This is a genomic window from Clostridium sp. D46t1_190503_E9, from assembly GCF_015555225.1.
Classification (GTDB): domain Bacteria; phylum Bacillota; class Clostridia; order Clostridiales; family Clostridiaceae; genus Clostridium.
In genome coordinates, this window is record NZ_JADNKB010000018.1 from 38365 (window position 1) to 53100 (window position 14736).

Here is a 14736-nt window from a genome sequence, read left to right on the forward strand (position 1 = left end):
CTAGTTTACTATATTACTAAAAAAATATATAATTAAAATAAACTTCAGAGTTATCTCTGAAGTTTATTTTAAAATATTTATATTATAGTTGAAAGGAAACAAAAGTATGAGAATGAAAGCTTATGCTAAGGTAAATATATCTTTAGATATAGTAGGAAAGAGAGAAGATGGGTATCATTTGTTAGAAATGATTATGCAATCTATAGATTTGTATGATGAAATAGTTATAGAAAAGCAAAAAAAAGAAATAACTATAAAATGTAATAAACCATATGTTCCAACAGATGAGAGAAACTTAGCTTATAAGGCTGCACAATTATTTATTGAAAAATATAATATAGATAGTGGAGTAAATATAAATATAAAAAAGAATATACCAGTATGTGCAGGATTGGCAGGTGGAAGTACTGATGCAGCTGCTGTTTTGAAGATAATGAATTTTCTTTTTAACATTAATGTATCTGATGAGGAACTAATGGTTCTTGGATTGAAATTAGGTGCAGACGTTCCTTATTGTATAAAGGGTGGAACTGCTTTGTGTAAAGGAATAGGTGAAGAAGTTACAGAATTAAAGGGGTTTAAAGATAAGATAATAGTCTTAGTCAAGCCGCCTTTTGGGGTATCTACGAATAGTGTATATCAAGAATTTAATATGGAAAAGGCTAGAAACCATCCTAATACAAATTTAATAATAGATGCCATTAATAATGATAATCTGAAAATAGTTTGCGATAATATGAAGAATCTACTTGAAAATGTTACTTTGAGAAAGCATAAAATTCTTATAAGTATTAAAGAGGAGATGAGGCATAATGGGGCTATGGGAACTATGATGAGTGGTAGTGGCCCTACTGTTTTTGCGTTCTTTGATGATATGCTTAAGGCTCAAAGGTGTTTTGAAAAAATGAAGGAAAAGTATTCTGATGTATTTATAACAAGAACAATTTAATTTGTAAGTATAAACCTCCGAAATGTGGCAATAATTTAGCTATAAGGGGGTTTTGAATTATGAAGAAAAGAGTTTTTATTATTTGTTTAATATTTATTATATTTAGTATGACAGGATGTTCTGGTGTTGTAATTGGACAAGGTGTTGAAGAAAATCATGAATTGATTTATGATGATATTGTAAATGAGATAATAAGATTTCATGTTATAGCTAATAGTGATAGTGAAGAGGATCAAAATTTAAAATTAAAAGTAAGAGATAAAGTTATAGAGTATGTTTCAGATAAATTAAAGGATTGTAAAGATCTAAGTGAAGCAAGAGAATTTATAGTTAGTAACAAATCAGAAATAGAATTAATTGCAAAAAATACTGTTATTGAAAATGGATATTCATACGATGTAACAAGTATGCTTTCAAGAGAAAATTTCCCTGATAAGGTTTATGGTGATTTGATTTTCCCTCAAGGAGAATATGAGGCTTATAGGATTTTAATAGGAGAAGCAAAGGGGCAAAATTGGTGGTGTGTAATGTTTCCTCCTTTATGTTTTGTAGATGGAACAAAAGATGCAGTTGACTCTAAAGAAATTGAAGAAAAGCTTTCTGAAGAAAAAGCTAAAGATGAAAATAATATAAGGTCTGAAAATGAAAATAAGAATAAAAAAGCTAATATTAAATTTAAATCTAAAATATTTGAGGTTTTATTTAAAGATAAGGATAAATAATCTATAAAAGTTAAAATATAAATATTGATAATTTATTATAATAAATCTAAACTATATTTTATAAATAAACTATAGTGCAAAAAATAAAATAGTAGATGAAATACATTGCTTAATAAAAATATTTTATTAAGTTTGAAATCTTGATATACGTTTTGGACAAGTTGATTTTAGTTTTTATTATAAAAGATAAATAGTTATAAAAGTATTGAAAGTAAATAAAATTAAGTGGAGGGGATTAGATGAAAAAGAAAGCAGTTATATCATTAAGGAGTTTTAATGATTTAGACAAAGAAGATGTTATAGAAGTTGTTACTCCAGGGGAATTTTTTGTAACAGAAGATGGATTTAAAGCTGTATATGAAGAAACAGAAATATCAGGAATGAATGGAACGACAACTACGTTAACTATGCTTAATGATGCATTAGTGCTTGAGAGAGAAGGTAGTACAAGTGCGAAAATGGATTTTAAGAAGGGAGAAACGTCTATATCATTATATAATACTCCATATGGAGTTTTAGATTTACAAATACATACTGAATATTTAGAAGTAGATATAGATGAGAATGGTGGAGACATAGTGGCTAAATATTCAATGGAACTTGCAGGTCAACCTCCGATAACAACTAAATTAGCAGTAAATGTTAAGACAAATTAATATTGTATAATTAATCTTAGTAACTAAGTGTATATTTAAAACTTTTTTACTAAGGTTTTTATTTTTTTTAGATAGAAATGAATATGTAGAGTAAATAATGGAAATAATATAGAGAATAGAGGTGATATTGTGAATTGTGCAAATAACTTAGACAAAACAACTATAGTTATAAATGTTTTATGTGCACACTTAGGAATCGACGCAAGAGAAATCAATAAGAAATTAAAAAAGAAAGAAAATAAATATATATTTCTTTTATTATTAAAAAATTACAAGTGTCTTGATAAAGAAAAAGTAAAAGAAATGCTTGATATTATTAGTGACAAAAGTATTAATTATAACATCAATAAAGCTCAAGAAAAATTATTAATAAATAAAGAGTTCAGAGAAATGTATTTTAAAATTGAAGAGGGATTAAATAAAATAATATAAATAAATAAAAAAGTACTAGAATTTTTTATTCTTCTATGATATCATACTATTTATTGAATTTAGGCATTATAAACCCATCATAAATAGTGAGGTAATTATGATTATATCAAGTAGGGGATTTAGTGTCAAGAAAATAAATTAAAAAATTTTATTTTTTTGGAGGAAAAGTATGAAAACTAAGTACGTGTTTGTAACGGGAGGAGTAGTATCTTCTTTAGGAAAAGGAATAACAGCAGCATCATTAGGGAGATTATTAAAAAATAGAGGGCTTAAAGTTTCTATACAAAAATTCGATCCATATTTGAATGTAGATCCAGGTACAATGAGTCCATATCAGCATGGGGAAGTATTTGTAACTGATGATGGAGCAGAAACAGACCTAGACTTAGGGCATTATGAAAGGTTTATAGATGAAAATTTAAGCCAAAATAATAATGTTACAACAGGTAGAATATATTGGTCTGTAATATCCAAAGAAAGAAGAGGAGAATACTTAGGTGGTACAGTTCAAGTAATACCACATATTACAAATGCTATAAAAGATAGAGTTTATAGAGTAGCTAAAGAAAAAGAAGTAGATGTAGTAATTACAGAAATTGGTGGAACAGTTGGAGATATAGAGTCTCAACCATTTCTTGAGGCGATAAGACAAATTAAATATGAGGTTGGTAGAGAAAATGTATGTTTTATACATGTAACGTTAGTTCCTTACCTAGGAAAAGCTGGAGAATTAAAAACAAAACCAACTCAACATTCAGTTAAGGAGTTAAGGAGTATAGGGATACAGCCAGATATTATTGTTTGCAGATCTCAGAAGGAATTATCAGACGATATAAAAGCTAAGATAGGATTGTTCTGTAATTTAGAAGCTAAATGTGTTATACAAAACTTAGATGCAGAGCACTTATATGAAGTTCCACTTATGTTACATAAAGAAGGTTTAGATAGATTAGTTTGTGAAAAATTAGAATTAGGTTGCAGAGATATAGATAATACTGAATGGATTCAAATGGTTCAAAAGGTAAAGAATCTAAAGGAAAATGTAAAGATAGCTTTAGTGGGGAAATACGTAGAATTACATGATGCATATATTTCAATAGTTGAGGCTTTAAATCATGGTGGTTTAGCTAATGATTGTAATGTAGAAATTAAATGGGTTAATGCTGAAGATGTTAATAAAGATAATAGTAGTGAAATTTTAGGAGACTGTAATGGTATTTTAGTTCCAGGAGGTTTTGGAGACAGAGGGATTGAAGGAAAGATAGAATCGATAAAGTTTGCAAGAGAAAATAATGTGCCGTTTCTTGGAATATGTTTAGGAATGCAATGTTCAGTAATTGAATTTGCAAGAAATGTATTAGGATACGAAGGAGCAAATAGTGCTGAAATTGATCCTGAGACTAAATATCCTGTAATTGATATAATGCCTGATCAAAAAGATATAGAAGATTTAGGTGGAACTATGAGATTAGGATTATATCCATGTAAGTTAGATAAGGACAGTAGAGCTTATGAAGTTTATAATGATGAATTAATATATGAAAGACATAGACATAGGTATGAATTTAATAATGAATTCAGAAAAGCTGTAGAAGAAGCGGGTATGGCTATTACTGGAACTAGCCCTGATGGAAGACTAGTAGAAATTGTTGAAGTTAAAAATCATCTATGGTATGTTTCAGTACAATTCCATCCGGAATTAAAATCAAGACCAAATAGACCACATCCATTATTTAGTGGATTGATTAATGCTGCATTAAATAAAAAGTAATTAATAAAAGCTGAGAGGCTACACTCTCAGCTTTTATTATTAATATAAAATATAAATATGCTATTATTCAGTGAGAAAGCTGATAAATTAAATAATATAAATTATATGATTAATTCAATAATAATTTATTTATTCCAAAATACATGCTTTAATTAATAATCCTCATAATAACTTATATATCTAAATACTTTTAGTAGAATAAAGATGGACATATATGAGATAAATTTAGTAAAATAACTTGTATAAAAGATGCAAATATATTACAAGAGGTTTAAGCTTATGAAAACAAAGAGTATAACTTTAAAGTTATGTTTACTTTTAAATTTATTTATAATAGCAGTTTCTGTAGTTATAGGAACGTGGTCAATAAAGGATACAAATAAGATAGTTCAAGTTGAAATGGGGAAAATGAATAGTGAAATTTTAGAAGAAGTTTCAGATAATATTTCTATATTAGTATCAAATATTGAGGAGATTGGAAATAACATCGTTGAGGATAATAAATTAGTAAGTGCTCTATCTGTTAAAGCAGAGGAAGTAATAGAAAATACAGATGATGTTATGGATTCTAGTAAATATGTAGAAGGCTTATTAAACGAACAAGTATGGAAATACGGAAAGTATAATATGAAGCCTGAGCTTTATGTAATTTCTGAAAACGGTTTAAATTTTAGCACGTATTCTAAAAATAAATATACGATGGATTCGATAAAAAATGAGCTTTGGTATAATAAAATAATTGAAGCTGATGGGAGTACGGTTCTTATCAGTACATTTGAAGATGAAGATGGGATAGGGCCTTATAAGTGTATATTTAGAATGGGCAGAGTAATAAAGGACTTGATTTCAGATGAAACATTAGGAGTTCTTATCATGGATGTAAGTGAGAAAATGCTTTATGATAGGTATAATAAGATTATTAAGGATGGTAGAAATATATATATTATAGATATAAAAGGAAATATAATATCAAGCAAAGATAAAAGGCTAATAGGAGAAAATTATTATAAAAAATTAGATTATGGAAATTACATAGAAACAGAGGAATGGTACTCAATATTTGAAAGAGATAATGTAGAGTTTATGAAGATGGTATCTACATTAGATAGGTATGGATGGTCAATAATTGAAGAAATACCACTACATATAGTTAGACAACCGATAAAGCAAATAACACAAAAGTTTTTGTTAACTTTAATTTTAGTAACCATTGTCTCATTTATAGTTATTTATAAAATTTCTATTTGGGTTACTAAACCAGTTATAAATATAAAAAATACAATAGAAAAAGTAATGAGAGGAAATTTAAAAGTTAAAGTTGAGGTTGATAGAGATGATGAAATTGGCATGTTAGAAGAATCATTTAACAATATGGTTAAATGGTTGGATGATTCTATAGAGGAAATAAAGGAAAAGGAAAAACAAAAGCGTATAGCAGAGTTAAGCTTCTTGCAAGCCCAAATTAATCCTCATTTTCTGTATAATACTTTGAGTGGAGTCAGATTTTTAGTTTCTATGAATAAAAATGATGATGCAGAAGAAATGTTATATAAATTTTCGAAGTTATTAAGAAATATATTGCCTAGGGCTAGTGAACTTATTTCATTAGAAGATGAGATAGAAGTAGTTAAAACTTATGTAGAACTTCAACAAATTAGGTATCCTGGTGGATTTAAAGTAGATATAAGTATAGATGAAAATATAAAAAGCATAATGGTTCCGGCATTAATATTGCAGCCAATTGTTGAAAATGCTATTTTTTATAGTATGGAGAACGAAGATAATAAGGGTGAGATAAAAATAAAGGGTTATGTAAACGATAAATATATAATTATAGAAATAAGTGACAATGGTAAAGGAATGAGTAGCATTCAAATAAATAATGTTTTTAAGAATAAAGAATCTATAAATAGAGTGGGATTGATTAACGTTCATGAAAGAATACAATTGAATTATGGAAAGGATTATGGGATCGAGATAAAAAGTCAAGAAGGGAATGGGACAAGGATTATATTTAAATTACCTAAATAAGGAGGATGGACTATGTTAAATATATTAGTTGTAGAGGATGAGGGACCAATAAGAGATTGGATTGGATACACTATAAAAAATATTTCAGAGGATTTCAATATAGTTGGAAGTGTAAGCAATGGAAAGGAAGCTTATGATATTGTCTTAAAGAGTACACCAGATGTCATTATAACAGATATAAAGATGCCAGTTATGGATGGGATAGAGCTTTCTAAAAGAATAAAAGAAGTGGCACCAGAAGTGTATATAATAATACTAACAAATTTTGCAGAGTTTTCATATGCTAAAGAAGCTATAAGTTGTGGAGTTTACGAGTATTTAATAAAATCAGATATTAGGCCTAAGGAACTTAGTGAAATACTCCACAAGATAAATGAAATAATAAAATCTAAGGTGAGAATTACAACTGAAGAAAAATTAGATAAGCAGAATATTATTAAGTCTAAAGTATATTCGAGATCGATAGAAAAGGCTCTAAAGTATATAGAAGATAACTATAAAAAACATATTTCTCTTATGGATGTATCTAAGCACATATATTTATCGCATGAATATTTTTCAAGGCTTTTTAAAGAAGAAGTAGGAGAAAATTTTAGTACGTATTTAACTATTTATAGAATAAACAAAGCTAAAGAGTTAATAAAAAATACAGATATGAAAATATCTCAAGTTGCCTTAGAAGTAGGTTATTCTAATGCGGGATATTTCTCAAAAAATTATAAAAAGTATACAGGAATTTCACCAGAAGAAGATAGGTATTGATAATGTTATAACAAAATGTCAAATAAATTATAGAAAATCAATATTTTACAAATATAAGATAAGTAATAATGAATTGATAATAAAATTATATCCAAATAATTATATTTAATATCAATATTCTTTATATAAAGTAAGAGTTTATTAATGTATAATTAGATTGAATAAAAGATATTATAGGTTATTATCCACTATAAAGGAGATTAAATGATTAAAAAGTTAAATAAAATATTGATGGGAACATTAATATTAATTATAACAATAGTTTTTGTAGCATCCTTAGGTGTTAATATGAATAATAGCTTAAAGGCAAAGGAAGAAAAAAACTTAAAAATAGCAGTTATCTTTACTGGAAGCGGATTAGGAGATAAGTCATTTAATGATTTAATATATGATGGTTTACTAAAAGCGCAGAAGGAGTTAGGTATAGAATTTGATTATGCAGAACCAATACATCCTGAAGAGTATGAAAAAAGCATAATGGAATTTGCAGAAACAGAAGAATATCAATTAATAATTGCTATTGGTCCTGAACAAGAAAGTGATGTGAAAGCGGTTTCAAAAAAATACCCTAATCAAAAGTTTACTTTAATAGATTCAAAGCTTGAAGCAAAAAATATAAGTTCTATCTATACAAGATGGGAAGAACAGGCATTTTTGAATGGAGTTATTTCCGGAATATTAAGTAAAGAAGAGTATGAGAAGACGGGATATATGAGTAAAGCAGGAATAATATTAGGAATGGACGTGCCATATTTAAGAGAGGGATCAATAGGATTTGAAGCTGGATTTAAATATATTAATCCAGAGGGGGAAGTTATGACAGCTATAGTAAACGATTTTAAAAATCCTCTTAAGGCTAAGGAAACTTCGTTATTGATGTATAGCAAAGGGGTTAAATATATACAACACTTAGCAGGAGCATCAGGACTTGGTGTCTTTTCAGCAGCTAAAGAAAGTGGCGGATATGCTTTTGGAGTAGATGAAAATCAAAATTATTTTGATCCGAGTGTTATAGTTTCTACATCTATAAGATATATGAATCAAATTATTTTTAATGAAATTAAATATATTAATGATAACACTTGGAATGATGGGGTACATTTATCAGGATTAAAAGAAGGTATTATAGATATTACTAGGGAAGGGTCAGAAGTAGAATTAGATCCAATGGTTATGAAAACTGTTAATAAGATAAAATCAAAAATAGTGAATGATGAGTTAAATATACCTAAGAATAAAGATGAACTTGAAACTTGGGTTAAATTAAATAAATACGAGGAGTAAATGGAGGTTTTAATATGAGAGCTTTTGATATTATTGCTAAGAAGAGAGATAAAAAAGAGTTGAGTAAAGAGGAAATAGAATTTTTTATAGAAGGTTATACGAAAGGTGAAGTTACAGATTATCAAACATCAGCACTATTAATGGCAATTTATTTAAATGGATTTAGTAAAGAAGAAACAGTAAATTTAACAATGGCAATGATTAAATCAGGAGACGTTGTTGATTTAAGCGAAATAAATGGAATAAAGGTTGATAAGCATAGTACAGGTGGTGTAGGAGATAAAACGTCTTTAATATTGGTACCTATGGTTGCAGCAGCTGGAGGAAAGGTTGCTAAATTATCAGGGAGAGGATTAGGACATACAGGAGGAACGCTTGATAAGCTTGAAGCAATTCCAGGCTTTGATATAAATGTATCAAAAGACAACTTTATAGATTTTGTTAATAAATCAGGACTTGTAATAGCTGGACAAACACAGAACATAGTACCTGCTGATAAGAAAATATATGCGCTTAGAGATGTTACGGCTACTATAGATAGTATTCCTTTGATAGCTGCTAGTATAATGAGCAAAAAAATTGCATCAGGTTCAGATGCGATATTATTAGATGTTAAATATGGTGATGGAGCATTTATGAAAACTAAAGAAGATGCTGAAAAACTTGCAGAAGCTATGGTTTCTATAGGAAAGGGATTAAATAGAAATACATCAGCAGCTATAACCTTAAATGGAGAACCTTTAGGATATGCAATAGGAAATGCGTTGGAAATTCAAGAAGTAATAGAAGTTTTAAGTGATAGAGGTCCAGCAGATTTAAGAGAGTTATGTTTAAGACTTGGTGCTCAAATGCTTAAATTATCTAATATAGAGGCTGATGTAAATAAGGGAAGAGCTATTTTAGAGGAAGTTCTTAAGAATGGAAAAGCTCTTGAAAAATTAAAAGAGCTTGTAGCTAACCAAGGTGGAGATACAAGAGTAATAGAAGATAAGAATCTATTTACTATTGCAGAGATAGCACATGAAGTAAAGGCTCAAGAAGAAGGATATGTATATGAATTAAATGCAGAAAAAGTAGGAATATCTTCATTGTTAGCAGGAGCAGGAAGAGAAACTAAGGATGATGTAATAGATTATGGTGCTGGAATAATATTAGCCAAAAAGATGGGAAGCTATGTAAATAAGGGCGATATATTAGCTACTATATATACAAGTGACATGACTAGAGTTGAAAAAGCTGAAGAGATGCTTTTATCAGCTTATACAATGTCTGATGAAAAGCCAGCTAAATCAGATATAATACACAAAATAATTGAGTAAATAAATGAGTTAGGAGATAGAAATGGACATAAAAGATATATTAAAAACAGTTGATCATACATTACTTTTACAAACATCTACATGGGACGAAATAAAAGTCATATGTGATGATGGTATGAAATATGGAGTTGCATCAGTATGTATTCCACCTTCTTTCGTGAAAAGAGCAAAAAATTATGTTGGAGAATCATTAAAGATATGTACTGTAATAGGATTCCCTAATGGATATAATACAACAGAGGTAAAAGTTTTTGAAACAAGGGATGCTATACAAAAGGGCGCTGATGAAATTGATATGGTAATAAATATAGGAATGGTAAAGGAAAAAAACTACAACTATATAACTAACGAAATAAAACAAATAAAAGAAGCGTGTGGAGATAAAATATTAAAAGTAATAATAGAAACTTGTCTCTTAACTGAAGAAGAAAAGATTACATTATGTGAGTGTGTTGCAAAATCTGGAGCAGAATTTATAAAAACGTCTACTGGTTTTAGTACAGGTGGAGCAACTATTGAAGATATAGAATTATTTAAAAAGTATGTTGGAAAAGATATAAAAATTAAGGCCTCAGGTGGAGTTAAGAGTATTGAAAAAGCGGAAGAATTCATAGAAAAAGGAGCTTCAAGACTCGGTACAAGCTCCATAATCAAAATAATGAATAATGAAGAAGTTAAGGGATATTAAATATTCTTTAACTAAATAATAGCGCTTAACAATATTTTACCAGCGATAGTTAAATTTTAATTATATTTAAATAGTTAATCGACAATATCATCTGATATTATAGAAAATTTAATTAAAAGGCAAAAAAATCCATTATTATACTTCTTATTTTAGAAATAAATATCAAAATTTATATTTATTAGAATTTAGGACTAGTACAAATCAATATATTAGATATATAATATGCATATAGGAGAAATTTATTAAGTTTGATCAGAGATGCATAAGGAGAAATGAAATGGCAGTAACTATAGATGATATAGCAAAAAGAGCAGGCGTATCTTCTGCAACGATTTCTAGGGTATTAAATAATTCATCTTATGTAAAAGAAGAGACAAAAGAGAAGGTGCTAAAAGTTATTGAAGAAATGAATTATGTTCCCAGTGCAATAGCAAGAAGTCTTTCTAAAAGAGAGACAAACACTATAGGAATAATAGTTCCAGATATAACAAATTCATATTTTGGTGAGATAATAAAAGGTATAAGTAAAGTCGCAGAAGATGTAGGCTTAAACATAATATTGTTTAACACAAATAATGATGTGAAAAGTGAGATTAAAGCGCTAGATGAAGTTAAGAAACACAGATTAAAAGGAGTTATAATGACTCCTGGATTTGGAGATACTGAGTTTCAAGATATATTTACTGATATGATAAATAGCATAAATATACCCATTGTATTGGTTTCTGCAGACCTGAATTATATGGACTTAAATGGAGTATTTGTTGATGATATAAAAGGCGGATATGATGCTACAAATTTATTAATACATAAGGGCCATAATAAGATAGGAATAATAACGGGGATAATAAGCTCAAGCTCAGCAGCAAATAGGCTTAATGGATATAAAAAGGCATTAATCGAAAATAATATTTCAATTATGGACAATTATATAAAAGATGGAAAATTTAATTTAGACAAGTCCTATGAATTAACTAAAGAATTTTTAGATATGCCGAATCCACCTACTGCAATAATTTCATGTAGTAATAGGATGACTTTAGGTGTCATTAAAGCTTTATTTGAGAGAGGCAAGAGGATTCCTAATGATATAGCATTAGTTGGATTTAATAAAATTGATCTTATAGATATATTAGGTATTAACTTAACTTATATAGAAGACTCTCCGACGGAATTAGGACAATCATCTATAAAGTTGCTTTTAGAAATATTTGAGTCTAATGAAAAAAATAAAATTAAAAGAATAAAGATACCACCTAAATTAATTTCAAATGGCTCAGAAGATAGGTTTAATCAATAAAAATTTAAGCAAATTTGTAAGCGGTATCAATAGTTAATATTATTTAATGACGCACTTCTTTGTATATCAAAGATTGCTATATATTATTTTATGGAGGGATTATTATGAAAAAAAAGCTAATAGCACTAACACTTGCTGCCCTTATGGTTACTGGACTTGTAGGTTGTGGTAGTAATGGGAATGAAGGAAAAGGCGAAGGCCAAACAAAGAAAGATTTAAAAGTAGGTATGGTTACTGATGCAGGTACTATTGATGACAAATCATTTAATCAAGGTACTTGGGAAGGTATAGAAAAAGCAAAAGCAGATTTTAAAATTGAAGATAATTACTTAAAACCATCTGGAACTACAGAAGCAGAGTATATGAAGGAAATAGGAAACCTATTTGATACAGATTATAAGTTTATAGTTACTCCTGGATTCAAATTTGAAACAGCTATATTCCAAGCTCAAGATAAGTATCCAGATGCTAAATTTGTAATCATTGATGGGTCTCCTAACAATGGAAAACAAGGAAATGATAATGTAGCAAAGGTTGGAGAAAATGCAGTTGCTATATTCTTTGCTGAACATGAAGCTGGTTTCTTAGCAGGGGTAGCTGCTTCTCTTGAGTTAAAAGAAGGTGAATTAGGATTCATAGGCGGAATGGAAATACCATCAGTTCAAAAATTTAACTGGGGATTCCAACAAGGTGTTAAATATGCAAATGAGAACTTGAATACAAAAATGAATATCAAAGCAGAAAACGTTGTTTATCAAGGTTCATTTGATAACGTAGCAGCAGGACAACAATTAGCAGCAACTATGTTCGATAATGGAGTTAAAGCAATATTTACAGCAGCTGGTGGAGTTGGTGTTGGAGCTATAAATGAAGCTAAAACAAGAGCAACAGCTGGTAAAGAAGCATGGATAGTTGGTGTTGACGTTGACCAATATGCTGATGGTGTATACAAGGATAATAAATCAATCATTTTAACTTCTGCTATGAAAAAAGTAGATTCAGCTTCATATGAAATGGTTAAAGCTGAATTAGAAGGCAAGTTCCCTGGTGGACAAACTTTAACTTTTGATGCAAAAAATGATGGAATTGGACTTCCAAAAGAAAATCCAAATTTAAGTAAAGAAACTACAGGTAAAGCTGATGAAATATTCAATCAAATAAAAGAAGGTAAAATTAAAGTAGCTGGTGAAAAAGGCGATTTAATTAAGTAATTTATATAAGGAAGCTTAAAGGCTTATCCTTTAAGCTTCCTTATAAATATAAAAAGAGGAAAGCGGTGAATTATATGGAGTATGTAGTAGAAATGCTTAACATTCGAAAAGAGTTTCCAGGGATTGTAGCAAATGATAATGTAACATTACAACTAAAAAAGGGAGAAATTCATGCTCTTTTAGGTGAAAATGGTGCAGGAAAATCTACATTGATGGGAATGCTTTTTGGGATGTATCAACCAGAAGCTGGAGCAATAAAAGTAAAAGGGAAAGAAGTTAAAATTTCTAGTCCAAATGTGGCAAATGATTTAGGAATAGGAATGGTTCATCAACATTTTAAATTAGTTGAAAATTTTACTGTAACAGAAAATATAATTTTAGGTTGTGAACCAAAAAACTTTTTAACAGTAGATATAAAAAGTGCTGCTAAAAGGATTGATGAACTATCAAAAACTTACGGCTTAAATGTTGATCCATACTCAAAAATTGAAGATATATCTGTTGGGATGCAACAACGTGTTGAGATTTTAAAAATGTTATACAGAAATGCTGAGGTTCTTATATTTGACGAACCAACAGCCGTTTTAACTCCTCAAGAAATTGATGATTTAATTAAAATAATGCAAAATCTTATAAAAGAAGGAAAATCAATAATTTTAATTACACATAAGCTAAAAGAAATTAAGGCAGCTGCAGATAGATGCACAGTTATAAGAAGAGGAAAGTGTATAGGAACAGTTGATGTTAAAACAACTACTGAAGCTGATATGGCTAAGATGATGGTTGGAAGGCAAGTTTCATTTAAAGTTGATAAAGTAGAAGCAAAGCCAGGAGATGAAGTATTAAGGCTTGAGAATTTATCAGTTAAAAATAATAAGAAGGTTTTAGGGTTAAAAGACTTTTCTTTAAATGTAAGAAAAGGTGAAATAGTTGGTATAGCTGGGGTTGAAGGAAATGGACAAACAGAATTAGTAGAAGCTATAACTGGCATGAGAGGTATAGAAAGTGGAAGTATATTCTTTAATGGAAAAGATATTACTAAAACTTCAATAAGAAATAGAATTGATGAGGGGATAGCGCACATCCCAGAAGATAGACATAAAAGAGGACTTATTCTTGATTATACTATGGAAGATAATATGGTTCTTAAAGTTTATAAAAATGAACCGTTTTCTAAAAATGGACTTATAAATAGAAGTAAGATAACTGAATATGCAAATAATATTATTGAAACATTTGATGTTAGAGCTGGCGAAGGTGGAAAATCAATAGCTAGATCTTTATCAGGTGGTAATCAACAAAAGGGGATTATTGGACGTGAAGTTCAGTCAAATCCTGATTTATTAATAGCTGTTCAACCAACTAGAGGATTAGATGTAGGATCTATAGAATACATACACAAAAGACTTGTTGAACAAAGAGATAATGGGAAAGCTGTACTTTTAGTATCTCTAGAATTAGATGAGATACTAAATGTTTCAGATAGAATTGCTATTGTTAATAATGGCGAACTTATAGGAATAGTAAATGCCTTAGAAACAGATGAAAATGAAGTTGGACTAATGATGGCAGGAATAAAGAGAGGTGAAAGCTAATGGAAAAAAATCAAGG

At 28.9% G+C, this 14736-nt stretch carries 13 protein-coding genes; all 13 read left to right on the forward strand.

The window, feature by feature from the left end:
- Nucleotides 1-106: 106 nt before the first annotated feature.
- The 13 genes from ispE (at nucleotide 107) to I2E83_RS16840 (ending at nucleotide 14720) form a co-directional block, all read left to right on the forward strand.
- Nucleotides 107-949: a 4-(cytidine 5'-diphospho)-2-C-methyl-D-erythritol kinase gene (gene ispE, locus I2E83_RS16780; protein WP_195265854.1), complete on the forward strand. Its 843-nt coding sequence runs from the start codon at nucleotides 107-109 to the stop codon at nucleotides 947-949.
- A 59-nt stretch (nucleotides 950-1008) separates the two neighbouring features.
- Nucleotides 1009-1671: a stage II sporulation protein R gene (gene spoIIR, locus I2E83_RS16785; RefSeq protein WP_195265856.1), complete on the forward strand. Its 663-nt coding sequence runs from the start codon at nucleotides 1009-1011 to the stop codon at nucleotides 1669-1671.
- Nucleotides 1672-1910: 239 nt separating this feature from the next.
- Nucleotides 1911-2327, forward strand: a complete 417-nt coding sequence (locus I2E83_RS16790) for a DUF1934 domain-containing protein (protein WP_195265858.1) — start codon at nucleotides 1911-1913, stop codon at nucleotides 2325-2327.
- Between the two features lie 129 nt (nucleotides 2328-2456).
- The gene (locus I2E83_RS16795) at nucleotides 2457-2759 is read left to right on the forward strand and encodes a hypothetical protein (RefSeq protein ID WP_195265860.1); all 303 of its coding nucleotides are present in this window, start codon (nucleotides 2457-2459) and stop codon (nucleotides 2757-2759) included.
- Nucleotides 2760-2928: 169 nt separating this feature from the next.
- Nucleotides 2929-4530 carry a CTP synthase gene (locus I2E83_RS16800; RefSeq protein ID WP_195431176.1) on the forward strand — a complete coding sequence of 534 codons (1602 nt, stop codon included), beginning with the start codon at nucleotides 2929-2931 and terminating at the stop codon, nucleotides 4528-4530.
- A 279-nt stretch (nucleotides 4531-4809) separates the two neighbouring features.
- Nucleotides 4810-6561 carry a histidine kinase gene (locus I2E83_RS16805; RefSeq protein ID WP_195265866.1) on the forward strand — a complete coding sequence of 584 codons (1752 nt, stop codon included), beginning with the start codon at nucleotides 4810-4812 and terminating at the stop codon, nucleotides 6559-6561.
- Between the two features lie 12 nt (nucleotides 6562-6573).
- Nucleotides 6574-7323, forward strand: a complete 750-nt coding sequence (locus tag I2E83_RS16810; RefSeq protein ID WP_195265868.1) for a response regulator — start codon at nucleotides 6574-6576, stop codon at nucleotides 7321-7323.
- A 204-nt stretch (nucleotides 7324-7527) separates the two neighbouring features.
- A complete protein-coding gene (locus tag I2E83_RS16815; protein ID WP_195265877.1) occupies nucleotides 7528-8607 on the forward strand; it encodes a BMP family ABC transporter substrate-binding protein in 1080 nt (359 codons plus the stop codon).
- Nucleotides 8608-8621: 14 nt separating this feature from the next.
- Nucleotides 8622-9926, forward strand: coding sequence for a pyrimidine-nucleoside phosphorylase (locus tag I2E83_RS16820; RefSeq protein ID WP_195431179.1), 1305 nt, complete (start codon nucleotides 8622-8624; stop codon nucleotides 9924-9926).
- Between the two features lie 22 nt (nucleotides 9927-9948).
- Nucleotides 9949-10614, forward strand: a complete 666-nt coding sequence (gene deoC / locus I2E83_RS16825) for a deoxyribose-phosphate aldolase (protein WP_195431182.1) — start codon at nucleotides 9949-9951, stop codon at nucleotides 10612-10614.
- Between the two features lie 277 nt (nucleotides 10615-10891).
- Nucleotides 10892-11914: a LacI family DNA-binding transcriptional regulator gene (locus I2E83_RS16830; protein ID WP_195431185.1), complete on the forward strand. Its 1023-nt coding sequence runs from the start codon at nucleotides 10892-10894 to the stop codon at nucleotides 11912-11914.
- Nucleotides 11915-12018: 104 nt separating this feature from the next.
- Nucleotides 12019-13125 (forward strand): BMP family ABC transporter substrate-binding protein, encoded by a 1107-nt coding sequence (locus I2E83_RS16835; RefSeq protein ID WP_195431188.1) that lies wholly within the window; start codon nucleotides 12019-12021, stop codon nucleotides 13123-13125.
- A 74-nt stretch (nucleotides 13126-13199) separates the two neighbouring features.
- Complete coding sequence (locus tag I2E83_RS16840) at nucleotides 13200-14720, forward strand: ABC transporter ATP-binding protein (protein ID WP_195431194.1); 1521 nt, start codon at nucleotides 13200-13202, stop codon at nucleotides 14718-14720.
- The last annotated feature ends 16 nt before the right edge of the window (nucleotides 14721-14736 follow it).

Coding starts and splice junctions, on each gene's coding strand:
- ispE (WP_195265854.1), top strand. CDS start 107: ATGAGAATGAAAGCTTATGCTAAGGTAAATATATCTTTAGATATAGTA.
- spoIIR (WP_195265856.1), top strand. CDS start 1,009: ATGAAGAAAAGAGTTTTTATTATTTGTTTAATATTTATTATATTTAGT.
- I2E83_RS16790 (WP_195265858.1), top strand. CDS start 1,911: ATGAAAAAGAAAGCAGTTATATCATTAAGGAGTTTTAATGATTTAGAC.
- I2E83_RS16800 (WP_195431176.1), top strand. CDS start 2,929: ATGAAAACTAAGTACGTGTTTGTAACGGGAGGAGTAGTATCTTCTTTA.
- I2E83_RS16805 (WP_195265866.1), top strand. CDS start 4,810: ATGAAAACAAAGAGTATAACTTTAAAGTTATGTTTACTTTTAAATTTA.
- I2E83_RS16810 (WP_195265868.1), top strand. CDS start 6,574: ATGTTAAATATATTAGTTGTAGAGGATGAGGGACCAATAAGAGATTGG.
- I2E83_RS16815 (WP_195265877.1), top strand. CDS start 7,528: ATGATTAAAAAGTTAAATAAAATATTGATGGGAACATTAATATTAATT.
- I2E83_RS16820 (WP_195431179.1), top strand. CDS start 8,622: ATGAGAGCTTTTGATATTATTGCTAAGAAGAGAGATAAAAAAGAGTTG.
- deoC (WP_195431182.1), top strand. CDS start 9,949: ATGGACATAAAAGATATATTAAAAACAGTTGATCATACATTACTTTTA.
- I2E83_RS16830 (WP_195431185.1), top strand. CDS start 10,892: ATGGCAGTAACTATAGATGATATAGCAAAAAGAGCAGGCGTATCTTCT.
- I2E83_RS16835 (WP_195431188.1), top strand. CDS start 12,019: ATGAAAAAAAAGCTAATAGCACTAACACTTGCTGCCCTTATGGTTACT.
- I2E83_RS16840 (WP_195431194.1), top strand. CDS start 13,200: ATGGAGTATGTAGTAGAAATGCTTAACATTCGAAAAGAGTTTCCAGGG.